This window comes from Wenjunlia tyrosinilytica (genome assembly GCF_014646055.1).
Lineage (GTDB): Bacteria > Actinomycetota > Actinomycetes > Streptomycetales > Streptomycetaceae > Wenjunlia > Wenjunlia tyrosinilytica.
Map to the genome: position 1 here is coordinate 1 of NZ_BMMS01000043.1, position 25858 is coordinate 25858.

At 69.0% G+C, this 25858-nt stretch carries 28 protein-coding genes; 4 read left to right on the top strand and 24 right to left on the bottom strand.

The features are described from left to right. Positions 1-486: 486 nt before the first annotated feature. The 15 genes from IEY86_RS31990 to IEY86_RS32060 all read right to left on the bottom strand — a co-directional run bounded on the left by IEY86_RS31990 (position 487) and on the right by IEY86_RS32060 (position 13064). The gene (locus tag IEY86_RS31990; RefSeq protein ID WP_189135409.1) at positions 487-3288 is read right to left on the bottom strand and encodes a BTAD domain-containing putative transcriptional regulator; all 2802 of its coding nucleotides are present in this window, start codon (positions 3286-3288) and stop codon (positions 487-489) included. A 44-nt stretch (positions 3289-3332) separates the two neighbouring features. Beyond that, the gene (locus IEY86_RS31995; RefSeq protein ID WP_189135410.1) at positions 3333-3785 is read right to left on the bottom strand and encodes a pilus assembly protein TadG-related protein; all 453 of its coding nucleotides are present in this window, start codon (positions 3783-3785) and stop codon (positions 3333-3335) included. Next, the gene (locus IEY86_RS32000; protein ID WP_189135437.1) at positions 3782-4162 is read right to left on the bottom strand and encodes a TadE/TadG family type IV pilus assembly protein; all 381 of its coding nucleotides are present in this window, start codon (positions 4160-4162) and stop codon (positions 3782-3784) included. The genes IEY86_RS31995 and IEY86_RS32000 overlap by 4 nt, the downstream gene beginning before the upstream one ends. A 50-nt stretch (positions 4163-4212) precedes the next feature. After that, positions 4213-4626, bottom strand: a complete 414-nt coding sequence (locus tag IEY86_RS32005; RefSeq protein ID WP_189135411.1) for a TadE/TadG family type IV pilus assembly protein — start codon at positions 4624-4626, stop codon at positions 4213-4215. Positions 4627-4630: 4 nt separating this feature from the next. Then, a complete protein-coding gene (locus tag IEY86_RS32010; RefSeq protein WP_189135412.1) occupies positions 4631-4828 on the bottom strand; it encodes a hypothetical protein in 198 nt (65 codons plus the stop codon). Between the two features lie 51 nt (positions 4829-4879). Next, positions 4880-5779: a type II secretion system F family protein gene (locus IEY86_RS32015; protein ID WP_189135413.1), complete on the bottom strand. Its 900-nt coding sequence runs from the start codon at positions 5777-5779 to the stop codon at positions 4880-4882. Next, entirely contained in the window at positions 5776-6690 is a 915-nt protein-coding gene (locus tag IEY86_RS32020; protein ID WP_229698946.1) for a type II secretion system F family protein, read from the bottom strand. The genes IEY86_RS32015 and IEY86_RS32020 overlap by 4 nt, the downstream gene beginning before the upstream one ends. Continuing rightward, a complete protein-coding gene (locus tag IEY86_RS32025; protein ID WP_189135415.1) occupies positions 6687-8036 on the bottom strand; it encodes a TadA family conjugal transfer-associated ATPase in 1350 nt (449 codons plus the stop codon). The genes IEY86_RS32020 and IEY86_RS32025 overlap by 4 nt, the downstream gene beginning before the upstream one ends. Continuing rightward, positions 8033-8845, bottom strand: a complete 813-nt coding sequence (locus IEY86_RS32030; protein ID WP_265805983.1) for a MinD/ParA family ATP-binding protein — start codon at positions 8843-8845, stop codon at positions 8033-8035. Before IEY86_RS32030 ends, IEY86_RS32025 begins: the two co-directional genes overlap by 4 nt. Positions 8846-8886: 41 nt before the next feature. Beyond that, positions 8887-9579: an SAF domain-containing protein gene (locus IEY86_RS32035; protein ID WP_189135417.1), complete on the bottom strand. Its 693-nt coding sequence runs from the start codon at positions 9577-9579 to the stop codon at positions 8887-8889. A gap of 88 nt (positions 9580-9667) precedes the next feature. After that, positions 9668-10306: a hypothetical protein gene (locus IEY86_RS32040; RefSeq protein ID WP_229698948.1), complete on the bottom strand. Its 639-nt coding sequence runs from the start codon at positions 10304-10306 to the stop codon at positions 9668-9670. A gap of 200 nt (positions 10307-10506) precedes the next feature. After that, entirely contained in the window at positions 10507-11049 is a 543-nt protein-coding gene (locus tag IEY86_RS32045) for a hypothetical protein (protein WP_189135418.1), read from the bottom strand. Between the two features lie 279 nt (positions 11050-11328). After that, the gene (locus tag IEY86_RS32050) at positions 11329-11817 is read right to left on the bottom strand and encodes an ATP-binding protein (RefSeq protein ID WP_189135419.1); all 489 of its coding nucleotides are present in this window, start codon (positions 11815-11817) and stop codon (positions 11329-11331) included. A 410-nt stretch (positions 11818-12227) separates the two neighbouring features. Continuing rightward, positions 12228-12503, bottom strand: a complete 276-nt coding sequence (locus IEY86_RS32055; protein ID WP_189135420.1) for a hypothetical protein — start codon at positions 12501-12503, stop codon at positions 12228-12230. Between the two features lie 165 nt (positions 12504-12668). Beyond that, positions 12669-13064: a helix-turn-helix domain-containing protein gene (locus tag IEY86_RS32060; protein ID WP_189135421.1), complete on the bottom strand. Its 396-nt coding sequence runs from the start codon at positions 13062-13064 to the stop codon at positions 12669-12671. A gap of 186 nt (positions 13065-13250) precedes the next feature. Here IEY86_RS32060 and istA point away from each other — a divergent pair, with 186 nt between their 5' ends. Further along, positions 13251-14756, top strand: a complete 1506-nt coding sequence (istA, locus tag IEY86_RS32065; protein WP_189135422.1) for an IS21 family transposase — start codon at positions 13251-13253, stop codon at positions 14754-14756. Further along, positions 14756-15547, top strand: coding sequence for an IS21-like element helper ATPase IstB (istB, locus tag IEY86_RS32070; protein WP_189135423.1), 792 nt, complete (start codon positions 14756-14758; stop codon positions 15545-15547). Before istA ends, istB begins: the two co-directional genes overlap by 1 nt. A gap of 1049 nt (positions 15548-16596) precedes the next feature. On the opposite strand, the gene IEY86_RS32075 is transcribed toward istB, so the two are convergent. Genes IEY86_RS32075 through IEY86_RS32085 form a run of 3 tightly spaced genes read right to left on the bottom strand, consistent with a single transcriptional unit; the run spans position 16597 to position 17919 of the window. Further along, positions 16597-17070 carry a DUF6302 family protein gene (locus tag IEY86_RS32075; RefSeq protein WP_189135424.1) on the bottom strand — a complete coding sequence of 158 codons (474 nt, stop codon included), beginning with the start codon at positions 17068-17070 and terminating at the stop codon, positions 16597-16599. Next, entirely contained in the window at positions 17057-17506 is a 450-nt protein-coding gene (locus tag IEY86_RS32080) for a DUF6415 family natural product biosynthesis protein (protein WP_229698949.1), read from the bottom strand. The genes IEY86_RS32075 and IEY86_RS32080 overlap by 14 nt, the downstream gene beginning before the upstream one ends. Further along, entirely contained in the window at positions 17506-17919 is a 414-nt protein-coding gene (locus tag IEY86_RS32085) for an ATP-binding protein (RefSeq protein ID WP_189135440.1), read from the bottom strand. Before IEY86_RS32085 ends, IEY86_RS32080 begins: the two co-directional genes overlap by 1 nt. An 859-nt stretch (positions 17920-18778) precedes the next feature. On the opposite strand from IEY86_RS32085, the gene IEY86_RS32090 reads away from it, so the two are divergent. Together IEY86_RS32090 and IEY86_RS32095 are read left to right on the top strand one after the other, a co-directional pair. After that, on the top strand, positions 18779-20140 hold the full coding sequence (locus IEY86_RS32090) for an NsdA family TPR-like regulatory protein (RefSeq protein WP_189135425.1): 1362 nt from the start codon (positions 18779-18781) through the stop codon (positions 20138-20140). Next, positions 20137-21018 carry a DUF1932 domain-containing protein gene (locus IEY86_RS32095; protein ID WP_189135426.1) on the top strand — a complete coding sequence of 294 codons (882 nt, stop codon included), beginning with the start codon at positions 20137-20139 and terminating at the stop codon, positions 21016-21018. Before IEY86_RS32090 ends, IEY86_RS32095 begins: the two co-directional genes overlap by 4 nt. A 190-nt stretch (positions 21019-21208) precedes the next feature. Here the strand turns inward: IEY86_RS32095 and cas2e are convergent, their stop codons facing one another. The 6 genes from cas2e to casB are packed head-to-tail and all read right to left on the bottom strand — an operon-like array spanning position 21209 to position 25811. Beyond that, positions 21209-21538, bottom strand: a complete 330-nt coding sequence (cas2e, locus tag IEY86_RS32100; RefSeq protein WP_189135427.1) for a type I-E CRISPR-associated endoribonuclease Cas2e — start codon at positions 21536-21538, stop codon at positions 21209-21211. A gap of 2 nt (positions 21539-21540) precedes the next feature. After that, on the bottom strand, positions 21541-22479 hold the full coding sequence (cas1e, locus tag IEY86_RS32105) for a type I-E CRISPR-associated endonuclease Cas1e (RefSeq protein WP_189135441.1): 939 nt from the start codon (positions 22477-22479) through the stop codon (positions 21541-21543). A gap of 56 nt (positions 22480-22535) precedes the next feature. Continuing rightward, entirely contained in the window at positions 22536-23192 is a 657-nt protein-coding gene (gene cas6e / locus IEY86_RS32110; protein WP_189135428.1) for a type I-E CRISPR-associated protein Cas6/Cse3/CasE, read from the bottom strand. Continuing rightward, positions 23189-24043, bottom strand: coding sequence for a type I-E CRISPR-associated protein Cas5/CasD (gene cas5e, locus IEY86_RS32115; RefSeq protein ID WP_189135429.1), 855 nt, complete (start codon positions 24041-24043; stop codon positions 23189-23191). The genes cas6e and cas5e overlap by 4 nt, the downstream gene beginning before the upstream one ends. After that, positions 24040-25167, bottom strand: a complete 1128-nt coding sequence (gene cas7e, locus IEY86_RS32120; protein ID WP_189135430.1) for a type I-E CRISPR-associated protein Cas7/Cse4/CasC — start codon at positions 25165-25167, stop codon at positions 24040-24042. The genes cas5e and cas7e overlap by 4 nt, the downstream gene beginning before the upstream one ends. Further along, positions 25167-25811 carry a type I-E CRISPR-associated protein Cse2/CasB gene (casB, locus tag IEY86_RS32125; protein ID WP_189135431.1) on the bottom strand — a complete coding sequence of 215 codons (645 nt, stop codon included), beginning with the start codon at positions 25809-25811 and terminating at the stop codon, positions 25167-25169. The genes cas7e and casB overlap by 1 nt, the downstream gene beginning before the upstream one ends. Positions 25812-25858 lie beyond the last annotated feature (47 nt).

Consider the following 25858-nt stretch of genomic DNA (forward strand, 5'->3'; position numbering starts at 1 on the left):
CGGCGCCCCGGCACGGCGCCCCGGCACGGCGCCCCGGCACGGCGCCCCGGCACGGCGCCCCGGCACGGCGCCCCGGCACGGCGGCACCCTCGGCTACGCCTGGGCACCGCCGTGCCGTTCACGCACACGCGGAATGAGCGTTCTTGGGCAGAGCCGTAGAGGACTGTCTGGAAGGCGGGTTGGTGAAAGGAAGAAGAGGCAACGCAGCATGAGTGGACTGCGGCCGGAAGCGGGCAACTGCATGGGATGCGTGGGGTCGGGCGCCAGCTGTGGGGAGATCGGGACGCGTTGCTCCACCGATATTCAGTCGCCCTCGCCCGATGGTGGCTCGCAGTGGCCCTGGCCTGCGATACCGGCCCGGGCGGGGTGTCGTATCCAAGCGCGCACCCGGAAGCGGTGGCGGATGCGACACCGGATACGACAGGGCAACCGCCATCGGGCCGCCACACCCAGCAACCAGGCGCGCGGTGTGGTTGAACTGCGGCCCTACCGCGTCTGACGGGCGTGGGTCCTGGGTCCGATCAGTGCCTGGGTGCCGGGCTCGGGTTCGAGGCCGAGGTCATTCAGGTGCCGCTTCAGTCGCATGTAGATGTGCCGGGCAGCGTCGTTGCGCCCGGCGGCCTGGTAGAGACGGATGGTGTGCTGGGCGAGGCGTTCGTGGTCGGGGTGGACGGTGCTCAAGTGCTCCAGCATCGTCAGCACGGCTTCCCGGTCGCGTGGCACGGCGTCGGCGTTCTCGACCCGGCGGGCCACGAGGAGGGCGGCATCGGTGGCCTTCACAGCGAGGTGTTCGCGGATCGTGTCGGCCCACAGGTAGTCGCCGCTCTGGGCGAAGGGCCCGCGGTAGTGGGCCAGGGCATCGCGCAGCGGGGACAGGGCATCCTCGAGTGCTCTTTCCGTATGGGGGGCGGAGAGGGTCTCCTTCAGGCTTTGGCTGAAGTCCGCGAGGTCGGTTTCCACGAGTTCTGGATGGAGTTTGTGGAGTTCTCCTTGGAGGAGGATGAATTCCTGCGAGGTGATTCCGGTAGCGGCTCGCAGGGTGCGACGCACGGCGCGGCGCAGGTTCTTCAGTGCGTTCTGGTCGCTGCCTGGGGCGAGGTGGAGTTTGTCTGCGATGTCGGATGCGAGGAGTCCGGTGGGGTGGGCGGCGAGCAGGGCGAGGAATTCGTGGGCTTCGGGCCGCATGTTGGTGCCGATGGGGTCGGGGTTTCCGCGGGCGTGCAGGGTGACGGGTCCGAGGACATGGAGTCGTACTGGTCTGGTCTGTGCGGGCCGCGGCTCATCAGTCGCGCGCGGGCGAGGGGGGTCGTCGTCCGACGTGGGCTGGGTGGCGGTTTCGGCGGGCCGGCTGTCGGGGGTCGGCCTGGGGGTGGGGAGGATGCGCAGGCGGGGGCGTTGGCCGTGGGCGGTCAGCAGGACCTCGGTCACCTCGCGCCCGGCGTCGGCGGTGAGGTGGAACAGTCGGAGCGGATTGCGGTGTTGTGCGTCCACGCTGGGGCCGTCGGTGGTGCCGTCGCGGTCGATGTGCCATTGGACGGAGCCGGGGAGCGGGGCGCCCAGGGCGAGGACGATCAGGGTGCCGGGGCGGCTGCGGGCGGCCAGTGCCTGAAGCTGTCCGGTGTGGGCGGCGTCCGGGACTGCGAGCAGCACCAGGGTGCCGGGGCTCGACTGCTGAGCGGTGTTGGCCGGGTCCCATCCGGTGGTCGTGTGGACGGTGTCTTGATCTTCCTGTGTGTGGGCGTGGGTGAGGAGGTGCTGTTCGGCAGCCTGGATGGCCTGTGCGGTATCGGGGCTCTGGGTCAGTGCGGTGAACCTGGTGGGTAGTTGGGGCAGCAGGGTCTCGGCCACGTCTTCGGGGACGATCGCCGTGACGCGCGCAGGGCCGGGGCGTTGGCGTTCGGCGGCGGTGAGGATGCCGACCAGCAGCGCTCGTGCGGCGCCCTCGCAGCCGGGGCCGGTCCAGGTGCAGCCTCCGGGCACGGCCAGCTCGTCGAGGGGGACCTCGGTGCTGTCTCGGACGCCGATGGTGACTGTGTCGGCGCTTCGGGGTTGCTGGGGTGGGGTGCGGCGGGTGACCAGGCATTCGGGGTCCTCCTGGGGGCGGGGCAGGGTGGCCGCGTGGGCAGCCTGTGCGGCCTTGGCCACCAGTGGGCTCAGGGCGGGCACCTCCGCCTCCGGGTCGGGTTCGCGCAGACGGCTTCGGTGCCAGTACCAGTAGCGGCGCGCGGCCAGCAGGCCTGCTGCCGTGGTGATGCCGATCAGGCTCGCCTCCCCAAGGCCGATCGAGGCGGGGCCCGGCTTGGGGTCCGTATACCGGGGCGCGCTCTCGTCGTGGCTGCCCGGCCCTGTGGGTGTGTGATCAGCGCTTGCCCGGTGGCCGGTGCCCGTGTCCTGGTCGGGAGTCGGCGGTGGGGGTGCGGTCTCGTTTGGCGGCGCGGGCGGGGTTGAGGGAGCGGTGTCCGGGGCGGGGTCAGGTACTGGGTGCGCGGTGGCGGCGTGGGTGACGGGAATGCTCAGTTGCCAGCCGGGCGTAATCAGGTCCGGATCACTGAGACGGGCTCCGTCGTTTTGGACGCGGTCCTTGTTCAGCGCGTAGATCCGCGGCCATTTGAGTGCGTCTCCCATGTGCTTGTGCGCGATGTCCCACAGGGTGTCGCCTTCGATAACCGTGTACAGGATGTGCCGGACTGCTTCGGTCTCGCCTGATGGGCCGCGACGCTGCGGACCGATCCTGTGCGTCGTATCCGGGGCCGCGGGTGCCGCCGCTACGGCCGGAGAGGTGGGCTGTCGTTCCAAGGCGGGGATGTGAGGTGCTGTCGCGGCGGTGTTCGGCCGTGCCTCGCCGGGTGATGTGAGCTGTTGGGCGGCCGCCGTCTGCGGGCGCAACAGGCCGATCAGTGCGACGACGAGGGTGCCGATGCACAGCGCGGCCAGCGAGCCCTTCACGGAAAGCCCCGCCACATGTTCAGCGTGCGCGTGCCGGTCGCGCAGCAGTTGCGGAAGGTGGGTCGCGTACCAGATGGTCTCGCGGACGGCCGTGCAGGCGAAGGCGGCCCAGCACACCCAGCCCACCACGGCCAGCAGGTCGACTGTCAAAGGGTCGCTGACCGGCTGCGTCAGCCGTTCGCCGACCTCGTTCCAGGAGGCGAGGTGTTCGGGCCAGGGCAGGCCGCCGGCCTGCCACAGTACGTAGGGCATGACGGCCAGCAGGGTGAGCGTGGCAGCCAGGGTGCCGCCCGCCGTGGCGGCTGCGGTCAGACGCCGGCGCAGCTGGGGAGGGTGGGTCATCGCCGCGTTCGCTCTCTTCGGCCGGAAGGGGTGGTGCGCGTGCTCTATGCAGTGGTGCGTTCGGCGTGCGCGGTGGCGGTCGCCTGCGCGGTGATGGTGCGCAGGCCCACCAGTTGCAGGATCTGGGTGCGCTGGTGGTGGGTGACCTGGACGGTTACGGCATCGCCTTTGGCCGATGCGGTGCCGCTGTCTGCGGTGGAGGCGACGTAGGCGCGGGCCGCCGCGGCGGCCCTGTCGCGCATGAGGCGGACATCGTCGCCGCGCCGCAGTCGGCCGACGTCCAGTTCCTGGGCGCCGGTGCGGGCGGCTTCCTGGGCCACGTCCAACGCCTGTGCCTTGCCGGCAAGGGCGAGCCCGCCGTCGACGACGATGCCTGCGAACAGCCACAAGGCGGCCAGGATGCCGACGACGAACGCCGTCACCTGCCCCCGCTCGTCCCCGGCCGCCAGTTGCTGGATACGGGCGGGGACCAGGTGCGCCTGGATGCCTCGGTTCACGGGTCGCTCCGGAAGGTGTCGATGACGGAGTAGGCGGTGTCGGCGAGTACCACATGGCCGGGCAGCCCGGTGCGGGTGAGCCCGCCCAGGCCGGCGGAGCAGGAGACCTGTGCCGTCACGGTGGCGCCTGGCCTCAGGCCGCCGGTGGTCAGACGCACGCTCGGGCGGGTGCAGGAGGCTCCCGCCTCGCGCAGGGCTGCGCTCGCGGCGCGTTCGGCCCGGGTACGGGCGTCCTTGTCGGTGCGGGCCAATGAGGCGGCGCGGGCGGCTTGGTGGGCGGCGTCGGCCACGACGAGGCGGGCGTCGGCGAGCCGCCCGAGTGCCACCACGACCAGGAGTACGAGGACGAGCAGCGGTGTTACCAGCACCACCTCCACCGCCGCCGAGCCCCGCTGCCCGTCGTTGTCCGAGCGGCGCACCCACCGGGTCACGGCCGGCCTGCGCTGGGGGTGGTGATCCTCTCGGTGGGGCCGGAGGCTGTGCCGCAGGCGTGCAGCGCCAGGCCGGGGACAGGGAACACGCGCATCACCGTGCCCTTAACTCGCACGGTGGTCTGGGCGGCGGTGCGCTCGGCGGTCACCGACGGGGTAGTGAGGATGCGGCCGCCCAGCGCGGCGAGGCTGCGCTGGGCCTGGGTGCGGCCGTCAGCTGCGGTGCCGTGCTGGGCGCGGGCGGCGGCCAGGGCCCGTTGGGCGGCGTACTGGGCGATGTGGCGCGCGTGCCAGACCAGGGCGAACTGCACCACCAGCAGTGCGATCAGCAGCAGCGCGGGGACGACGAGCACCAGCTGCGTGGTTGCCGTCCCGCGATCACTGCGCCGTGTGGGAGGCAGTGGGGTCACCAAGCTAGCCGCCCAGGTCGATGCCGTTGGCCTTGGCGGTGACCTTGGCGACGATGATGCCCACCACGGTCAGGCCCAGGATGGCCAGCAGGGCGGTGACGACGATGGTCTCGGTGGTGTAGCCCGCGTCGGAGCGGGCGTGCCGGCGCACTTCGGCCAGGTGGGCGCGTACCAGGTGAGTCAGGGCGGCGAGTGGGAGCATGACGGTGCTCTTTCCTTGGGGTCTGGTGCGGTTGATGGGTTGATGGGAGCGTCAGCTCATCGACATGACGTGGGAGAGGGCCGGGTAGCCGATCAGCAGCAGGAACGCGGCGAACAGTCCGACCACCGGCAGTGACATCTGCTCCGTGGCCGCCTGTGCGGCGCCGTCGGCCTCCGAGATCCTGCGCCGTCGCATCGCCCGTGCCTTCGCCGCGAGTGAGCCGCGGATCTTTGCGCCCTCACTGCCCGCCAGGCTGACGGTCGAGGCGAGTTCGGTCAGGTCGCTGACGGCCAGCTGCCGCCCAAGATCGCCCAGGTGGGGCCAGGGGCTGGTGCGGGTGAGCTGCGCGATGTGCAGCGCGTGTCGCAGTTTTGCCGCCGCCCATCCTTGCGGTGCGGCGACGGCCTGGGCGAGGGCCTGCTGGACTCCGGCGCCGCCCGCGAGCGCGATCACCGTCAGGTCCAGGACGAGGCTGAGGGTGTGGCGCATCTCGCGGCGCCGCTGTGCGGCCTGCTGGCGTACCGACAGGTCGGGAACGAAGAACAGCACCACGGCCAGGGCGAGTGAGCCGGCCAGTGGAACCCACCATCCCGCCGCGATACCGGCCCCCAGGCGCAGCAGCAGCGAGGCGGCCCATGGGCAGATGAGTCCGGTCGTGGCGCAGACCGCCTTGCCCGCCAGGTGCCGGTCCTCTTGCGTGCCGCACACGGCCAGGTCCGCGCGCAGCGAGGCGGTGGGGAATCCGAGTGCCCGCACCAGCGGTACAGCGCGTGTGCCCAGCCGGGTGGCCCACTGCGCGTCGTCTGCCGCGCGCGTACGTGCTTCGGCGGGTGGGGCCGGTGTGTTGAGGGCGGTGAGGATGTCGGCGAGGGCGGGGCGGGGCGGACGCAGCCCGTGGACGAGAGCGGTAGCCCCGGCGCCGAAGAGCGCGCCGAGCAGCAGGACGATCACCGTGTGCCTCCCGGTTTGGTGCCCGCCGCAGCGTGGGAGGCGGCCGGGCTGATGAGGCGGACCGGTTCCTCGATGCGGCCGATCGCGGTCAGGTAGGTGAAGGCGGCGGCGAACAGCAGGCCCACCACCGCGAGGACCGCTTGCCCGGTGAGTGTGTTGAAGGGATCGAGATAGGGGCGGTTGAGGACCACGAGCCCCACCGCCATGCCCAGGGTGACGATCACCGTGACGCGCACTGCGGTGCGCACGCTGGCCCGTCCGGCGTCGATGCGCCGGCGCATGGCCACCTGCTCGCGCACCGACTCCGCCAGCTCACCCAGCAGCGGCGCGAGTTGACTGGCCTGCTGCTCGGCCGCCATGACCAGAGCGGCCACCACCACATCGGCCAGCGGGTCATCGACGTCCTCGGCGAACGCCCTCAGTGCGGCAGGCAGCGGACGCCCCGACCTGACGGCGAGGGCCAGCTCCCGCATGTCCGGCTCGAGCGCGCCCGTGGCGATGTCCGCGGTCGCGAGCACCGCCTGCTCCAGTCCGGCCGCTGCGGACAGGGTGTCGCGCAGCATCTCCGTCCAGGTGGCCAGCGCCTCCATGCGTTCCGTGCGCCGTGCGGCCTGTCGGTCCGGGCCCAGCAGACCGGGAAGGGTGAGCATGGCGACGGTGGTCAGCACCGCCGCCACCGGCCACGTCGTCAGCGCCCCGGCGATCACCCCGGCCGTCACCGCGATCACCACGCGCCGCGTGGTCCACTCCCGGGGCAGGCGCGCCGACAGCGCACGCAACGGGCCGGGGCGCTCCTGCGGCGCCGTGCGCCGCACGGCTCCGTAGCCGATGGCCACCATGCCGAGACCGAACACCGTCCCGCACACCACCGCGGCCGCCGTCCACACGCCGTGGCCGAACAGGCCGCTCACTGCGCCGCCCCCCACCACTGGGAAACGGCGCCCTGGGCGTCGAGCCCCGCCGCCGCCAGGTCGTCGAGGGTCTCGCTGCGCAGCGGGGTGGCAGGCGTGGCGCGTCCGTCGGGGCCGGGCCGGTAGACCTCGTTGGAGACGATCTGCGGCCCGTCCGCGTCGATGACCTCGCGCACCGAGTCGATCACCCGGCGGCCTGCGGTGTCCCAGCCCAGGTGGACGACGAAGTGGACCGCGGAGGCCACCATCAGGTTCGTCGCCTCCAAAGTGAGCCGTTCCGGGGACTGCGCGGCATAGGAGGCGAGCTTGGTGAACACCCCGCGCGAGGTGGAGGCGTGGATGGTGGACAGCGAGCCGTCATTGCCCTGACTCATGGCGTTGCACATCGGGATGACCTCGGCCCCGCGGATCTCTCCGACGATGACGCGGTCCGGAGACATACGAAGCCCCCAGCGCACCAGTTCCGCCTGGTCGATGCCGCCCTGGCCCTCGATGTTCGGCTCCCGTGCCTGCATGGCCACCACGTTCGGGTGCGCCACAGGGTCGGTGTCCAGGCCGAGTTCGAAGGTGTCCTCGATGGTCACCAGCCGCTCGGCCGGGGGGATCTCGTGGGCGAAGGCCCGCAGCACGGTGGTCTTGCCGACATTGGTGCCGCCGCCGATGACGATGTTCTTGCGCGCCCGCACCAGCGCTGTCAAAAACGCGGCGAGCTGCCCGTCGCACACGCCCAGCCGCACCAGCTCACTCATCGAGGCCGCTGGGAAACGGTGGCGGCGGATCGTCAGCGACACCCGGCCGGTCACCGCCATCACCGCGAACAGACGCGAGCCGTCCGGCAGCTGCAGGTTCAAACGGGGCATGCCGCGGTCGAAGCGCCGCTCCTCCCCGCCCGCGTGAGCCGCCAGCGTGCGGACCAACTCGACCAGTTCCTCGTCCGAGGCGGCCACCGGGCCCTCCCGGCGCCATGCGCCGGCCGCGTCCTTGACCCACACCACGTCGCAGCCGTTGACGCAGATGTTCTCCACCGCTGTGTCGGCCAGCAGCCGCTCCAGGCCGCCGGTGCCGAACAGCGCGTCCTCCACCGCCTGGGCGATCCGCTCCTCGGCCGCGGCATCAACGACCGCCCTGCCCTGGGCCAGCGCCAGCCGCCGCTGCTCCCCCAGCTCCTCGGCCACCAGCCGTCCCACGGTCATCCGCCGCGCCATCTCATCCTCCGCGGCCAATCCGGCCGCCTCGCGCTCACCGGCGTACGACGCCAGCCGGGAGGCCACGCGCCGGCGCACCCACACCCCCAGCTCCCGCTCACCGCCGGGCACCGCATCCGGCAGCAACAGCCGCTCGCTCATGACCGGTATCCCTCATCTCCAGGCCCCTGAACGAGCCCCGCCCGCATGCGCCCGGCCATCTGCGTGGCACTCATGGGGGCCATTGCTTCACCGCCCGCTCCTTGTGTCCCGCTACCGCTCTCCCGGGCTTGTGTCAGCCGACGGGCCAGCGACCTCGCGGCGCCGATCAGGTGCGGCATCCGAAACCCGGTCGTGCGCAGACCACCGCGGTACGGACTGTTCATTACGGCCACGCTCTTGGAATCCCAAGGCAGAAAGACCACCCGCTCGATACGGAGCGTCTTCGCGATCTCCTGTGCCGGGTACGGGCACGGACCCACCACGGCGAGCGTCAGCCGCCCGGCACGCTCGACGGCTTTCAGGTCGTACGCGGACACGTGGGTCAGCGGTTCCGCTCCGCCCCGCGCCACCAGCACCACCTGCTCGGCCGCATCCAGCAGCGGCTCGACATCCTCGGTAAGACGCCCCACATCCAGCAGCACCGTTCCCCGGTCGTGGGAATCCCCCCTCAGCACGCGCCCTCCGGCCTCACCGGCCAGCAGCCGCACCGCCTCCCGGCACGGACCACGCCCCGGCACAGCGACCACCGCCCGCACCCCGAAGGGCAGTTCGCTCGCCGCCCCGAGCAGGGAACCCGGATGCGGCCTGCCCGCCGCAGCCGCCACATCCAGCAACGACGGTGCCGCCGGCAGACCGAAGCGGATCATCAGATCACCGCCGGAGGGGTCCGCCTCCACCACCACCGGCCGCACCCCGCCGTCCGCCTCCGCAGGCCACCCCGCAGCCAGCGCCAGCGCCGTCGTCGTCACCCCCGGCGCACCCGTGACCGACCCGAGAACGACCAGCCCCCTCACGGAGCCTCACGCCCCTCGGCCGCAAGCACCACAACACGCGGACGCTCCAACTGCGCCGCCCGACGCGACGCCCCGGTCTCCACCAGCACCGTCACCACCCGCGGCCCACCGGCCGACTCCCCCTCCCGTACTCCGGTCACCGTTCCCGCCACCGCCGAGGCCCCCTTCTCCTCCGCCTCGCCGCGCACGGCTCCGGCACCGGCCGGGCCGGGAAGAACCGCGACACGCTCACCGCGCGCGAGATCCGGTGGCGCACCCCCCGGCTCCACCGCCAACGCCACCTGCGAGAACCCCTTCGGCGGGAAGGCAGCACTCGTGCCCACCTGGCCCGGCGCCAGGAACGACCCGGCCACCAGCGGCACCCTCGCCCGCCGCCCCAGCACCGCGGCCCGATCCTCCAGCGCCACCACACCCGCGTCCGCCGCCACCTCCACCACCCGCAGATCACCCGGCTTCAGCACCCGACCCGCCGGCACATCACGAGCCAGCACCAGCACCGGATCCCTCTCCCCCACCGCCCGCGCGACCAGCGTGAAGCCCACCGCCGAGACCACCACCGCACCCACCCCGGCCCACACCCAACCCAGCCTGCGCCCCCGCCCGCCCGTCACCGCCGGCCGCTGCTCCGGGCCCGAACGGCGCGCCCCCGGCACACCGAGCCCGCCGCCCTTCACGGCCGCAGAAGACATGGAGGTACCCACGATTCACCTCGCGATCAAGAAGATTCCGACTTCCACCAGCCCGGCCCGCCCATCGGGCCGCGCATCCTTCGGGCCGTCAGCGCGTGACGACGGCCTGCACTTCGTCCACCACCAGCCGCCGCCGGCCGCTCATCACCAGGCCCGGTACCACCCCGGACCGACCGCCGCCGCGCCACTCGACATCCCAGGTCACCTCCACCGACACCGTGTACGCCCCACCGGGCGCCGACAGCGACGCCCGGCGATAGGTGTAACCGCAATCCGGCGACGACGCCCTGGGGCTGAACGCGCCCGAAAACGGTGTCCCCGGGCCCCGGCACACCACCTCACCGCCCTCACCCATCAACCACACAGCCTTCCGCGGCCGGGCCGTCGCCGTCACCCGCACCCCCTCCACCGCAGCCGACACCGACACCGGCTCCCACGTCTTGTCCTCCACCCACATCCATGTGGGCACATGGACCACCTGAACGAAGTCCTCATCCGGACTCGTACGGATCAACGGCTTCGGCAACTTCAACCGCTCGACCGCCCTCTGCACGACCACCTCCACGGCAACCTGCTCCCCGCCGCCTCCCGGCTCCGGCTTCATCGCCTCGTCACCATCGAAGCGCGGCAAAATCCCCACACCGCCACCCAGGTCGTACTCCCAACCACTCGACGAAACCGTCGGCGGCCCCTTCGGCCCTCCACCACCACTGCGGGCCTTCACCACCGACCCATGACGCACCGGCCTGCTCCGCCCTGAAACGCCTCGGTGCTGTTCCACCTTCCGAGCCTCGGCATCACACGCACCAGGTGCGCACGTCACGCCGACGCCAGTGCTCAAGCCGTCGTCTGCCATAACGTCATATGACGCGAGCAGTAACGCGATGCACGCACCACCGATCGCCAATGGGAAGGCGAGCCCAGGCCTCAGCACGTCCCCACCGGGCCGATGTGGAGTCGTTCAACCCTCCAGACCCCACCCTGCTGCCGGACCGTCGCATCGATGCGATGGTGGCCACCGGGCACATGATCCTCGAGCTTGCCCTCACTGGTGTAGTGCAGCCAGTCGGTGGCGTCGGCACAGTCTCGAAGCACCATCTTCGTGGCTTCGCTGTTCTCCACGGCAGTGTCGAGGCGAAGGTGTCCCTTGGTGACAACGTCCTTCCTGCGGTCCCGCGCCATCATGTATCGCAGCAGCTCCAACGCCCTTCCGGAGGCGTGAGCCGTCAGTCGCGGATGCTTCGCATCCGATGTCACCGCAGCGGCAGCAAGGTCGTCCCACATGGCCCGGTAGGCGTCGAGTGCCTCCGGATGCTGCTCATGCCGCCTGGGAGACGCCGCTGTCTCGAGGGTCCCCTCAGGTAAGGGGCGGGCGTCTGAGGAGGCACCCGTGCAACCCGCCAGTAGTAGCCCTGCGATCACCGCGCTCACCCCTGCCAGGAGGGCATTGGCTCGCCGTTGCGTCTTCACCACTCCTACCTTCTGTCACACTCTCCACCCGGATGGCAACTCTCAGTGTTCGGATGCGTCTGGAGATACCCGGCGTGGTGGCGGTCAATCACCACGGGAGGGTGACTTCCAATCGGCTTTCGTTCTGGTGCCCGACGATGCGCCTCTTTGGTGTCAATTCCCTGAGAGAAAGCGGGCCTTGTCGCTCGTTCGAGCGACAAGGCCCGCTTTCAAGGGCACCGTGCGAGCCTGATGAAGCGTCCCCGCCTCCCCCGTCGTCGGCGAAGAGGCAGAGTGCTATCAGGGCCGGAATCGGCGAGGAACAGCGGGTAGGGCAAGCCAGGCCGTCTTGGTCCCCCGCCAGCTCCGGAACCCCCATGTGCCTTTGGTCAGTTCATGCACGATATGCAGGCCGCGTCCGCGCTCGGACAGCAGTGCGCACAGCGCCTCCAAGCCACCCCCACGGTCCTCCCTCACCAGGGTGAACGGCGCATCCGCCGGGAACACGGGAATGGCCGGGATGTGCGGATCACGGTCCTCGACTTCACAGATGACCTCCGCGGCGGTTCGAAGTAGTCGCATCTCGTACGGCCCCACCGCATGTTCCATTGCATTGGCGACGAACTCGGAGACGGCCAGCACCACATCGCTGATCACTTCGCCTTCGTAGCCGAGCTGGTCCAAAGCGCAGCGCAGGGCAGCGCGGGCCTGCGCCAGCGCATTGGGGGTGCAACTCGTCCAGCGCCACACGACAAACGGAGGCGCGCAAGCCGTGTGGTGCGGTTTCATCGCCGCCCTCCGCGAGCCGCATCGCGGCGCCTTGGGACGCGGCGATGGCGGCCTCTCCCGGGACGTACACAGGCTCGCGCTTCGACGAGCGCGAAGGGGCCGACTGCCGCAGCAAAGGGCAGTAGAAATACAGCGGTGAAGACAGTCGGAGCCACGAGACGACCTCCTCGGCGATCACGGTCGGACGCAACCACCACACCGTGGACTCCGGAAGAGCGGAACCCCCCTCTCACCAGCACTTTCAGAGACTCTCACTCCGGTCCGCAAGGGATTCACACAGGGCTGGCCCGGCTGTCCCGGATCACGCTGTCGCTGATGCACAGCGCGGCTGAGAGATCGTTTACGGAGACCCTCAGGGAAGGCTCTGTTCCGAGAGTGCAGAAACATGATGCGCACCAACACAGAGTCGCCTACGGCGTACCATCACCGCCTTCGGCATCCTTCGACCGTTCGACACCCTCGATGCGCTGCGCCAACCAGCGCATCGACTCTTCCCGAAATTGCGCCGTGTCCCATTCGGACGGGGTCTTGATTCGAGCGGCATCAAGCAAGCGGTACAGGTCGCGCTGCGTGACATGGCGGCACCACCACTCTTCGACCTCCCACATCACCGCCCGGAAGCGCTGGACAAGTGTGCGCCTCGGTGGCTCCAAGATCCGCCGAATATTGCGCTCACGGTTACTCATCCCGGTCTCCGCCCTGCCGAATCGACCGTGGCTGCCGGGCGTCGTTGGTGTCCTCTTCGACACTGAGGAATCTCCTGTCGTGATCAAACTCGTGCTCGTCCTATGCGCGTGGCCACGTCCCCGCGCGGGCTTTCCACCGATGCCCGGCGCGAGGTCCGGGTGGTGTTACCCGTCTGCTTGGCGGTCGGCCGGGGCAGCGCTGGCACCCTTCGCCAGATACCTGAGCAACGTCGCCGCCATCGGCCCCGACAACTCCTCCACAGACCCCTCAACGACGAAGACGTACACCGGCCTCGACTCGGCTCTGCGCCGTTCCGCCTCCAGCATCGGCAGCGCCGCCGCCAAGAGCCCGCCCGCGTCCAGCACCTCCTCCAGCCGCAACGTGTACCCATCCGTGGGGGTACGGGTGGCGGCCTCCACCTGGCCGACCAATGCCCCCACGTAGCCCAACTTCTCTCCCAACTCCATCTGCGTGAGTTGTGAGCGTCTACGGAAGTGACGGGCCACCTGCCCGAAGTATCTGAGCGCTTCGGAGGGCTGCATCAAACCCTCAACGATCACGATTCCTCCTCCTGTGCTTGTGGTGCAGGGTCGTCGCCCGCTTATCGCCAGCTCTGACGGCGGAAATGCAAAGCTCCCTGTAGGCGGTCTGATCGGCTCCCCGCAGGCGGACACGAGATGTCCCCGCTGAGGGACGCGTGATCCCTCTTGGCTGTCTAGACCACACGACCTGTTCTCTTGGCCGGTGTGAAGAGCAAAGAGGAGATCATGGAGATACTTGAGGCGTACGACCTCACGGGCAGTTACCGTGCGGCGGCCGAGCTGGCCGGGTGCGACCACCACACCGTGAAGCGGTATGTCGAGCTTCGCGACCAGGGTGGGGACGCGACGAAGCGCCTGCCGCGGCCGAAGATGATCGACGACTATCTGTCGAAGGTCGAGGAACTGATCGAACGCTCCGGCGGCCGAATCGGGGCTGACCGGGTGCACGACAAGATAAAGGCGATGGGCTTCACCGGCACCGACCGGACCACGCGGCGGGCGGTCGCCGCGGCGAAGGCGTCCTATCGCGCCGGCCACCGCCGGGTATTTCGACCGTGGATTCCAGAACCTGGACTCTGGGTCCAATGGGATTGGGGCGACGGCCCGAAAATAGCAGGCCGGAAAACATGGCTGTGGTGTGCCTGGCTGGCCTGGTCGAGGTTCCGATTCGTGGTCCCCGTGCTCGACAAAACCCTGCCGACCATCGCGAGTTGTCTGGATGCAACGCTGCGGCAGATCGGAGGAGCCCCGACCTATGCGCTGACCGACAACGAGCGGACGGTCACCAGCGACCATATCGCGCGAATACCGGTCCGTAATCCGCAGATCATCGAGATCGGCCATCACTACGGCCTGACGATCCGCACCTGCGTCCCCGCGGATCCGCAGTCCAAGGGCGGCTCCGAGGCGACGGTGCGGATCGCGAAACGTGACCTGGTGCCCACCGATATCAACTTGCGGCCGGCCTATCGGGACTTCGCGGAACTCGAGGACGCCTGCCGCCAGTTCACCACGGACGTGAACAACAAGGTCCACCGAGCAACCCGACGCCGGCCGATCGAGGCGCTCGCGGAAGAGCAGCATCGCCTGCACCGGCTGCCGGAGAATCCGTTCACCGCGGCCCTGGGCACCACCCGCAAGGTCGCAGGCGACGCGACGATCTCGGTGGATTCGGTGCGGTATTCGGTCCCGCACCAGCTGGCTGGGCAGACCGTCTGGGCCCGCATCCACGGCGACGAACTCGTCGTCACCGCGGTCACCGAGGACGGCGCCGCCGAGGCCGCCCGCCACCGACGGTCCACCCCGGGCAACCCGTCGATCAAGGACGAGCACTATCCGCCACGGGAAGATAAGGCAGGTGAACGGACCCCGAAGGCTGCATCGGCCGAGGAAGCCGCGTTCTTGCAGCTCAGTTCCGGGGCGGCGTCCTGGCTGGTCGAGGCCGCGGCCTCAGGGGCCCGCAGGATGCGGCCGAAGATGGCCGAGGCCGTCCAGCTTGCCAAGCTCCACGGGGCCGGCGAGGTCGACCGGGCCCTGGGGACCGCGGCGATCGCCGGCCGATTCGCCGAGAACGACCTCATCTCGATCCTCGATCACCACATCGGACGTCAGGTTGCTGAGCCGACCCGCGCCTCCGAGGACCACAGCCTCCAGCCGGGCACGTCCGCCTGGTCCCGATTCGGCGTTGCCCCTGAAGGAGACGAAACCTGATGGTCACCCCTCTTCGCAACATTTCAGGCTCGAACGGCGATCCGCTCGCCGAGGCGATTGAGCTGACCCGCAGGCTCAAACTCCCGCACATTCGCCGGTCGTTGACGGATCTCATTCCCACCGCGAAAGCCCAGCGCTGGGACCCGGCCGAGGTCGTCCGAGTGCTGCTGGCCGAGGAAGCCGCGGGTCGGGACGCGGCGAACCTCCGAACTCGTCGAAAGCGGGCCGGATTCCCCGCCGGGAAGACATTCGGCGACTGGGATGAAAGCGCCTCCTCCATCACCCGACAGGTCCAGGATTCGCTGAAGACGCTGGAGTGGATTTCCCGCAAGGAGAATCTCTGTGTCTGCGGCCCGTCCGGCACTGGAAAATCTCATTTCACAGAAGCGTTGGGACAGGCTGCGGTCGAGGCCGGCATGGCGGTCGCCTGGTTCGCGATCGAGGACCTGGGCGCCCTCGTCCGCCGCCACCGCGTCGACGATTCTCTCGCCAGGGCGATGACCCGGCTGATCCGAAGTGACCTCATCATTGTCGACGACATCGGCCTGCTGCCCGTCTCCGCGGACGCCGCAGAGGGCTTCTTCCGGCTGGTGGATGCCGCCTATGAAAGACGCGCAATGGCCGTGAGTTCGAACCTTCATCCGTCCGGGTTCGACGAGATCATGCCCAAGACCCTCGCCACAGCGACCGTCGACCGGCTACTTCACCATGCTCATGTCGTAGTCACTCAGGGTGATTCTTTTCGGCTCACCGAGGCGACCTCGGGCAAGGGGGTGAGGACGTTGAACTGAGCCCGTTCCAGGAAGGATCACGCAGACCAGGCGGGGAGATCCGCTGTCCGCGGGGAGTCCGTGGGGAATTCTCGTGTCCGCCAGCGCATGGGTTCAGCCGTCCGTCACCGGGGGTGAACTCGTGGCCATTGACACAGCTCCGCAGACACGGCAACCCAGAACTCGAGCAGAGATTCCAGTTACGAGTGATGCCTCACCGCCTGATCACCACGACGCCGGGCTCGTTCAGGCGCCCACGACGAGTAGGCAGCTTCGACCGGGCCGACTCCGTCGCGCTCCAGGTCACGGTGCTACGGCACAGGTGCCGCTGAGCGGAGTGGCGGTGACCTCCGCGCCCGTCTTCGCCGCGGCCAGCAAGCCGGACTTGAGGTCTCTCGGCATTCCGCCGGGGCCGAGACCGGACGCTTCTGTGGCCGTTTGGACCTGCTTCTTCTCTGGTCCGGATAGAGCGGCGTCGCATCCGGGGTGCGGGAAGCACGTCATGAGCGGCGATCGGTCTGCGTTCTTCGTCCCGTCTTTCATGAGGCGTGGCAGGATCTGCTTGGCTGCGGGTTGTTCGGTGTCTGCGGCGAGGTCGAGGTCACAAGGGCCAAGCGGGTGCGGAAACACCGTGAGGCTGGGCGCGGAATCCTGGACGAGATAGGGGTAGCACGGGGCACGAAAAGGAGGCGGGGAACGGCCCTCATCGCCTCTTCCACATGCGGCGCACGGATGCTCCTGCCCTCGACCAACTGGACCACGAATCGAGTGCGCAGGCGCTCCGGGGAAGCGTCGGCCGTGTCACTGTTCCCCTCGTTGACACTAGAGCTCCCGGCGCCCGCGCCAGCTTCGGACGCGGCGTTGTCACTCGTTCCCATGACTTCCTCTTTCGCCAATGTTGACAAGGTGCTTTGGTCCTTGCGTGGGCGGACCAGGCGTTTCAGCGGAAGATGACGTGCTGGGCGGCCAGCCCTCGCAGTCCCGGCTCCAGCCGGCTGCGGCGCTTCAGGTCCGCAGAGGGGGCGGTGTAGGGCGATGATTTGGCCGTCGAGCAGCAGTTCACCTGTGTCCTAAAGAGAAGGACACCGTTGCCCAAGAGGGCCGCCCACCCCCTCTACTTGGTTCTTGGGTCTGCGTTCGACGGGCTCCGCAACGAAGGCGAACATGCCAGCGTCCTCATAGCCGTAGAACCGACCCAGGGCGGCATCGTCCCACCTCGGCGCGGTATCGCCCCACTCCACCATGTCGCACCTGTCGGGGTGAGAGCGCGAGACCAGGCGCAGATGAGGGAATCCCGGTCGGCCTTCAAGAATTTCCCGTACGGCGACCGCGTAACGCGGATGGCTAACGGAGTAGGAGCCACCCCTGCGCCGGCCGCCGACGGGGACGGCGAGCAGCGGCGCCCTGAAGATGCGGATGGCGATGCTGTACTCGAGCAGCGAGCGATCGGTGAGTCTGTCCCGGTACCACTCGTAGTCGTACGCCTCTTGCGGTGGCAGTGTCGTCACGCACAGCGGAGGCGTCATTCTCCTACTCGTCGTCATGCGCACACCTCAGGAAGCCATTGGCTGTCAGGCCTTCGAGCAACTCGTTTGTGACCCACCCCAGCCGCCGCAAATGCCCCACTGCCTTTCGGTAGTCACCGGGCAGTTCCTCGGACCGCAGTTCGCGGGCTCGCGCCACAAGCACGTTCATGCGCTCGTCCCTCTCGATCGTGAGGCCGCCTACAGCGATCCGGACCAGCCGCACCAGGCTGCCACGCAGGCGCTCGGCGAGTTCACCCACCTCGTCCTCGCGCGGCGCTTGGTCGCCGAGGACGGCGCCAAGGTCGTCCAGGAGGGTTTCCCCGTCGAAGGGCTCCCAGTCCCGGATCTTGGTGAGAACGCGCTCGAGCGCATCTGCGTCCATCGGCGGCGCCCAGGGCTTGACCAGTTGCCGCCGCCTCGGGCTTGTGGGCATGGTGATCAGCAGGGTGTGCATCAGCGCCTCCGGGCAGGCAGGGCGCACCAGGCAGTGGTTCCGTCAGGGCTGGTGCCACAGAACCCGTGATGCTGCTCGGCGATCCACCGGACAAGGAGGAGACCACGGCCGTTCTCGGCGTCGTCGTCCGGACGCCGGATTCGCGGCCGCCGGGCGGTGCCATCGCGTACGGTGATCCGCAGGATGCTGCCGAGGAGCCGAAGCGTCATGGTGATCTGCGTACCGCGGCTGTGCTCGATGGCGTTGGTGACCAGTTCGGAGACGACGAGTTCCACATCGTCGGCCAGGGCAGCGAGGCCGCAGTACCGCATGCGGGCCTTGGCCAAGTGGCGCATCGCGCGGACGCGGCGGGCGTCCTGCTCCGGAATGTCGTCGTGATCACGGCGTAGGCTGATCGGAAACCTCACGGTCATGGCGTCGCACTCGGGTCGGCGCCGTCCGATCGGCTCGCCTTCGCCGCGCTCGTCGCACAGGAATGCCGTCCCAGTGAGGGGCTGATCCACTGGACGGGATTGCTTTGGGCTGTAGGGCGCCACTGGGAACGTCACGTCGGGTCACCACCGGCCCGAAGCGCCTCGACCCGAAGCGAAAACCTGGGTTTGCGCTCCGACCGTAAGACGCCATGGGTGCGGGGCCGATCCAAGCTCCGCTCATTGTCGCGGCCGTGCACGCTCACCGCGGAGCCATCAACGGGTTCCGTGATGACGGCGAGGCCCGCGGTAGCCGCCAGGAAGCTGCGCCAGGCGGCACGGCATGCAGAGCCCAGCATCGAGCAGTGGCCGCGGAACACCTCCTGGAGAGGCCATTCCCACTCGTCGGCACGCGTGTTCGCCTGTGCACGCTTGTCTGTCGTCGCTGCTCCGCAAGCGCGGCGCTGCAGCGCACTCGTGCGGAGCTGCTGGTTCGCTGGAATCCAGGGTGGTTGGCCGGGCCGCCACTGCCATGAAGGTTCGTGCCTGCGAGGAGTGCTCTCCTGCAGGCCCCATGTGAAGGCCAGTCGACTCATCTTGTACTTCCCCTCGTCCGCGCACCGGTCGACATCAACGGAACGCGACGACACGACTCTGTTCCGCGATGTTGAGATGGGAGTCGCAGCTTGGAGGAGGAACGTCGTCTTAGCGAGTGCCTTAAGGATGTCGTGTGACGTCTTGCTTCGTCGTCCCGTTGTCATCTGGCCCGCTGGGCCCTTCCTCAGGGCGAGTGCACTGTCGCCGCGCCCTTCCGGTGTCTAGCGTGGAGATCAGGTGTAGACACGAGCCCAGGGAATCGGCTATGGAATCGGAACCGCCCCTCTTTCAGATCCTCGTCAACGACCGAGGCTGGCGCGAGTACGAGGTCTTCATTCAGCGGTTCGTCAAGGCCGCACGGCAGTTGGCGGAGCTCGAGGGCCCCGCCTCGATCGCAACGATCACCATCGAGCGTAGGCAGTTCTACCGGTGGATGCACGGAGAGCTAAGGTCTGCCCCAAGACGAGAAGCCAGCCGGGTCTTAACCTTCATGTTCCAGCTCCCCGTAGAGCGTCTGTTCGCTCCCGCCCCTACCAGCTCACGAAGCCTTCGAAATGAGCAGGTGGAAAGCAGCAGTGCAAGTGATTGGTACGAGCACGACGCTGAGGATCTGGTGACGGCAGCGGCGCAGGAGTCGGCGCGATTCGCCGTCAGGGCGGAGAGCAGCAACGTGGGCCCGCACACGATGGAACAACTTGAGTCGGACATCCGGCGCATCGTCACCACCTACCCGAACCGCCCGGTGGGACCCGCCTTTCGGGAGGTCCGTGAACTCCGCAACCGGGCGTTCGAGCTACTGGAGGGTCGCCAACCTCCCCAGTACACCCGAGACCTGTACGTGGCTGCCGGCGTCCTGTGCGGAGTCCTGGCGAACGCGAGCTTCGATCTCGGACGCTATGAGGCGGCGGAGACCCAAGCACGAACCGCATTCATGTGCGGTGAGCTCGCCGGCCACAATGGGCTCCGTGCCTGGGTACGAGGCCTTCAGGCTCTGATCTCCTACTGGGAGGGGCGCCCCCGCGACGCCGTGCGCCTTTCCGAGTCCGGCAGCGCGTTCACTCCTGAGCACGGCACGGCGCATATCCGGCTGGCCAGCATCAGGGCCCGTGCGCACGGCCAGCTCCAGCAGGCCAACGACGCGCTCACTGCGCTGCACGGTGCCGATGCCTTGAGGGACCAGCTCACCAGCGAGGACGACCTGCCAGGCGGCATGATGGCCTTCCCGCAGGAGAAGCAGCTCTTCTACGCAAGCAGCACCCATCTTTGGCTCGGCGGAGGCCAGCATCTGGCCGACGCCGAGGTGCGCGCTGAGCAGGCAGTGAACATGTTCGAAGCCGCGCCTGCCGACCAACGCCGCCTGGGCGAGATGTCACTGGCCCGCATGGACTTGGCGACCGCCCGTCTGAACCGCGGCGATCTCGACGGTGCTGCCGCCCAGATCCATGATGTACTCGCCGTCAGCGCGCGCCGGGGCACCGAGAGCGTCAGGAGGCGCTTGGGCCAGTTCGCCCGCACCCTCGCGCAGAGCCCGGCGGCCGGCTCGCCCGCCGCGATCGGCATGCACGAAGCCATTGCCGCTCACCACGAACACAGCCGCGCCGAGCTCGCACCGGGAGGAACTCCATGACCACGCTGACCGTCCTGCACCCAGGCGCGATGGGCTCAGCCGTGGCCAATCAGGCCGTTGGCGTCGGCCACCAAGTTCTATGGGTGCCCGAACACCGTAGTAGAGCGACGCGCCAACGTGCTGGCAGCGCCGGGATGTCAGCATGCGCCGCCCTTGAGGAAGCGCTCGACGCAAGCGAAGCGGTCCTGTCCATCTGTCCCCCGCATGCGGCCGAAGATGTCGCGGTAGCCGTCGCCCGCTGCGGGTTCGACGGCCTCTACCTCGACGCCAACGCCATCAGCCCACAGCGCATGGAGCGCATCGCCGAGGTAATCCGGCCCGCACCCGTTGTTCTCGACGGCGCGATCATAGGCCCCCCGCCCACCGCTGCGCGCACATGCCGCCTGTACCTCGCAGGCGACGACCAGGACATGGGACTTATCGACGCCCTGTTCAAGGACACATCCGTTCAGCCACGTATCGCAGGTCACCGGATCGGCGCGGCATCAGCGCTCAAGATGTCCTTCGCAGGCTTCCAGAAGAGCGCTCGCACTCTCGCCGCTGTCGCGCACGCCCTTGCCGACGCCCACGGCGTGGCCGACCTCCTCACCGCGGAGGCCAAGACGATGACCTCCCAGATCCTCTCCGACCCCGACTACCTCCCCAGCGTCGCCGCCCGCGCCTGGCGCTGGGCACCCGAAATGACGGAGATCGCCGACACCCTGCACGCGGCCGGACTCCCCACCGAAACCGCAGAGGCCACGGCGGCAGTACTGGCCCGCTGGGAGCAGGACAAGGACCACTACGACCTACCTCTGGCCGACGTCCTCGACCACCTGCGGCAACAGCCGGGCTCCCCACCAAAGCAGCCGAAGAGCACGGACCACTCAGCCTCCTGAGCAGGCCATCGCGGCACGGGGCGAGATCGGCGAGATGACCGGCTGGGCCTCACCGTGTGGAGCCCCATCCGCCACGGTTGATTCCCCACACGGCGAATTCGACGGGGAGGACTGCCGTGCACGCCCTTGCGGATCCTCTCCATCGCGAAGCGCCCTCGCGTCGGCGGGGAGGATCTTCGTGACCTGCACGTTAATCCGGGCTTTGCATTCCTTTTACTGTCGGCCGTAGGGGAGGAGCCCCCGTCATCCTCATCAGCGTCAGGCCGTCGAAGTCGGCTGGGACCCGTCTGCGCGTTCCGGCTGTGCGGATCTGATAGCCCTGTTCTGTGGCTGCCGGGTGGACGAGGATGGCAGCACCGTCGCCCAAGACATCGGTGACGGCGGTCCAGAGTTCGTCGCGGACTCGGGCAGAGACGCTGCCGACGAAGATTCCGGCGACGACCTCGGTGGTCCAGCGGCTGAGGGCACCGCGCAGATGGGCGGGGACGGCGGTGGTGGCAATGACGAGCATGGAGGGCATGGTCAGTCTGCCTCTCGGGCGTAGTTGACCCCTGCGGGCAGGACCCCGGCCTCCGGATCCCATAGGTGGACCATGCGGACATCTTGTCGTTCGGAGCGTTCCTCGTCTCCTTCGCCGTCCGCGGCATCGGGGGTGAGGAGGGCCTGGACGTCGCGGATGATGCGGGGCATGAGGCGTACGAGGCGAAGTTCCGCGCGAAAGGTGCGGCGGGCCTCCTGCTCGGGGTTGGCGGACTGGTGGAGGGAGAAGGCGAGCGGGAGCGTGATGTGCGCCTTGTACAGGTCGGCGACGTCGTACACGAAGGCGTGCTGGGTGCCGGCGTGGACGAAGCCGAGGGCGGGCGAGCAGCCCAGGGCGAGGAGGGCGGCGTGCACGACGCCGTACAGGCAGGTGTTGGCGGCGGACAGAGCGAGGTTGACCGGGTCCTGGGCGTGCCACTGGTCGGGGTGGTAGTTGCGTCGGAAGCGTTCGATGCCGTGCTGCTGGGCGAGGATGCGGTAGAGGGCCTTCATGCGCTGGCCTTCCATGCCGCGCAGTTGTGCGAGGGTCGTGCCGTCGGGTAGGTCGGCGTCGTCGAAGCGCTTGAGGTACATACGGGCGGCGACGTCGAGCCGCCGCTTGGGGTCGGCCCACGCGGTGACCTGCTGTTCGAGCCAGTGAGTGGTGAGGGAGTCGGGGAGGATGCCGGCGTAGGCGCGCACCGCCCCGGCCCCGGTGCACAGGACGCTGGTACCGTGGCGGGCCACAGTCGCCAGGGCACGGGTGGTGATGGAGACGCCGGGGCCGAGTAGGAGGCAGGAGATGGCGGCCGTGGGGATGTAAACGGTATCGGTGCGTTCCCCGTCGACCTCGATGCGGGCGCATACGCCGGTGTCGTCCTGCACGATGCGGACCATGTCCAGGTAGAGGAAGGACAGCGAGTCGGCGACTCGGGGGAGCATGGCGAGTGTGGGGGCGGCGAGCCGTGCGCGGGCGTCGCCGCTCTTGCGGGGTGCGCTCATGCGGTGTGTGCGGGGGCGAGGCTGAGCAGCCCGGCGCCGTAGGCCTTGCCGCGTCCGATTCCCGACAGCAGGGCTTCGGTGAGTGCGGCGGGGTCGGTGACGGTGGCGGTACCGTCGAAGCGCAGGAGGCTGTGGCGCATGCCGGATGCGTCAGTCGTGCGCGAGAGCACCGCCGGGACGGCCGCCGGTGTGAGGGTGTGCAGTTCGAGCCCGGCGTCCGCCGCGCGCCGGATCCACCACTGGTCGGCGTCGGCCCCGGTCAGCGGGACGATGCGCCCGCGCTGATCCTTGCGCTCCAAGGGCAGGCGTTCCCGCTTCACCGGGTTGACGACGATGCGGTACCGGACTCCGAGGCCCTTGCGCAGGGCGGTGAACATCGGCGTCAGATCACGGGTCTGGGTCCGGCCGTACCGGTCGGGCAGCCGTGAGGTGTCCAGGACGTTGGATGCCTGGACCATGAGGATGGTGCCGTGCTCCACGGTGTCAAGGCGGTAGAGCATGCCGGTGATCCGGCGGGCCTGTGGGCCGAGGCCGTCGGGGACCATCCGCATGAGTGTCTTGTGCATCTGGTTGGCGTCCCGCAGGTCCCGCTGCACCGCACGGTCTTGCAGGTTGAGGTCGATGCGGGCCAGGAATGCCCGAGGCTGGTTCATGCGGCCGTGTCCTCCGTGGCGTAGTCCATGAGCCGCTGGCGCAAGGTGCGAGGCTGGTCCTCGTGCGGGACGTCGGTGTTCTGCGTCCGCTGGCGGCCATTCTCCTGGGGAAGCAGGGTCGCGGACAGGTGCTCCACGGTGCGGTACAGGGTGCGCTTCCTGTGGCTGCGGTGGTGCTGGGCGAAGCTGACGGGGGTGTCGTTGGCGGAGAGGACGACGGTGTCCTCGGCTGCGGTGGTGGGCAGGCGCTCCCAGTAGAAAGTCACCGGGACCGTCCGGTCCGCGCCGGTGCGGTCAGGGCTGCGGCCGTGGTCGTCGCCAGGGCTGAGTGGTACGTGCTCGCGCAGTTCCGCGGCGGGGTCCTGGACGCAGGTGCGCAGCAGGAACGGCTCGTCCGGTGGGCACGAACGGCGTCCGAGGTAGGGCGCCCAGTGCGGTTGGCGCAGTGCGGCGGCGATGCGGTCAAGGGTGTCGTCGGGGCCGGTGACGGCGACGACGAACACCGCGTCCGCGAGGTAGTGGCGCCGGGTGATGACGGCGTCGCCCTTGTGCTTGCCGCCGCTGGTGGCGGCTGTGAGCTGGTCGGGCAATCCGCCGCCGACGGTGTGGAAGTCGGAGAGCAAGGTGCCGGGCCGGTCCACGCGCACGGTGAACCCCAGGTCGGCATAGACCTCACGGCCTGCCTCGTCGGCTGCAAGCGCATGTAGCCGGCTGCGGCCCTCTGCGGCGGCGAACATTCCGATAAGGCCAGATCGGGTGGGAAACGCGGCGGTGTCCCGGACTGCGGTGAAGGCGGATCGCTCTCCCCAGGACTGGAGCGGTCCGGCAAGCCGGAGCAGCAGTGCGCTCACTGCGCGTTCCCCGGCGTCGGGAGGGCGGCATCGACGGCCGCGTCGATCAGTTCGCAGAAGGAGTCGTTAGGGTCTCCGAGTGACCCGAAGGTGTCGGTGCCGACGGTGGCGTGGCCGTGGAAGGGACGGTTACGGTTGCCGGTGAGGCGGTTGATGTCGCGGGCGTAGGCGGCCAGCGCCTCGCGGGAGGGACCGGAAAATCCACCGGCGCGGTCGGCGGAGACAGGTGTTTCGAAGGCGGCGGCCATCGACACGGGCCTCTGGTGCCGCACAGCCAGATAGGCGAGATCGGGGACGGTGTGCGGCGCGGTGCTGTTCCGCTTGGCCTGGGGGAGCGACATCAAGAACTGGTCCGCGAAGGAGGCGAGCACGGTGCGGGCGGCCTTGTGGTCGCCATCGAGGTTCTTCAGCAGGTCGGTAACGTTGACGGACGCGAAGCGGTAGAAGACCCCGGCGCCGAACTCGGCGGTGTTGAGATGGCCGCTACCGGTCTCCTCGGCTGGCAGCCAGTCGTCCACTGCGGTGAAATAGTCCCGCTGCGGCTCGGCAGCGTGAGTGGTGAAGGCATGCGCCACCTGGGCAGCGCCGTCCACGTTGCCGCCGGGGAGCTCCGCGAGCATCCGGCCCAGAAGACTGATGGAAGCGGTACGCCGCTTGAGGATCTGCTCGATGCGGTCGGCGGGCAGCAGCGCACCTGGGTTCTTCTTCCCCAGGCCTTTCTCCAATGCGTCCCGGTGCTCCAGGCACACAGCGCTGAGGTCGTCGATGCCGCCTTCGGGCAGGAACAGCAGGACGGATGTGTGTCCCCCATTTTCCGTTTTGAGGGCCTTCTTCACGCTCGCGCTCGCAGCGACCTGAGCACCGGCGAACTCGGCCAGCTCCACCGGCCAGCCCTCCCGCTCCAGGGCGTGCCGGACCTTGACGGGCACCAAGCGAGTACGGGCGGCCCTCTCCCCCAGGTCCGCCTCGACGCCATGCCGGATGACCCGCTTCCACGACTGACTAGAGACCCGCAACCGCAAGGCGTTCCCGTACTTGACGATCTTGGGCGAGCCCAGGTCGTCCCGGTTCAGATTCGCCACAGGGACGGACTGGATCGCGTTGAAATCGGCAAAGACGGACATCAGTTGGTCTCCTCGGGGGCGTCGGTGTCGATGCTGGGGGTGTCGGCACGATCATCAAAGGTGCGGACACGGAAGTAGCTCTCCAGCCAGCGGGTTGCGATCCGGTCCCGGTCGTAGTTCCACCAGGTCAGGTCCTCCAGCAGCACCGCCCAGTCGACTGCGACGCCGTGCCCTTGGAGGTACCTGGCCATAGAGGGCAGGCGGGGGTGGATGGCCTCGGTATTCTGACGTGCCATCAGGTGCAAGTCCGACTCTGCAGTGCTGGGTTTGAACAGCTTCTTGTTCACGCCGGTGGCCAGTGAGGCACCCAAGTTGGGGCGCTTCCACCAATCCAGTGCAGGCACCGCGACGGCATCGGCCGAACGCGCAGCATCAGCGTCGCGCGCGGCGCGCGGCCTGTCGGCGATCAGAGCCGCTACGGCGTAATGAGCACGCTTCGCATCCGGGTGCAGGTCCTCGGACAGGCGGGGAACGAGGTACCGGTGGAGCCGATTGCAGCGCTCCACCGGCAACCCGCGCCCGCTGCGCAGATCCGCCCGAACCCCCTTGTCCCGCTCGCACAGACCGAGGACGTAGCGCACGAACGCCTCGGAATGCCTCTCCTCGGCTGGGGTCTGCGCGGAGGGCGTGGGTGACGTAGTCATGAAAACTCCCTGGGGCACTGGCACTGGGCACTGGGCACTGGCACGGA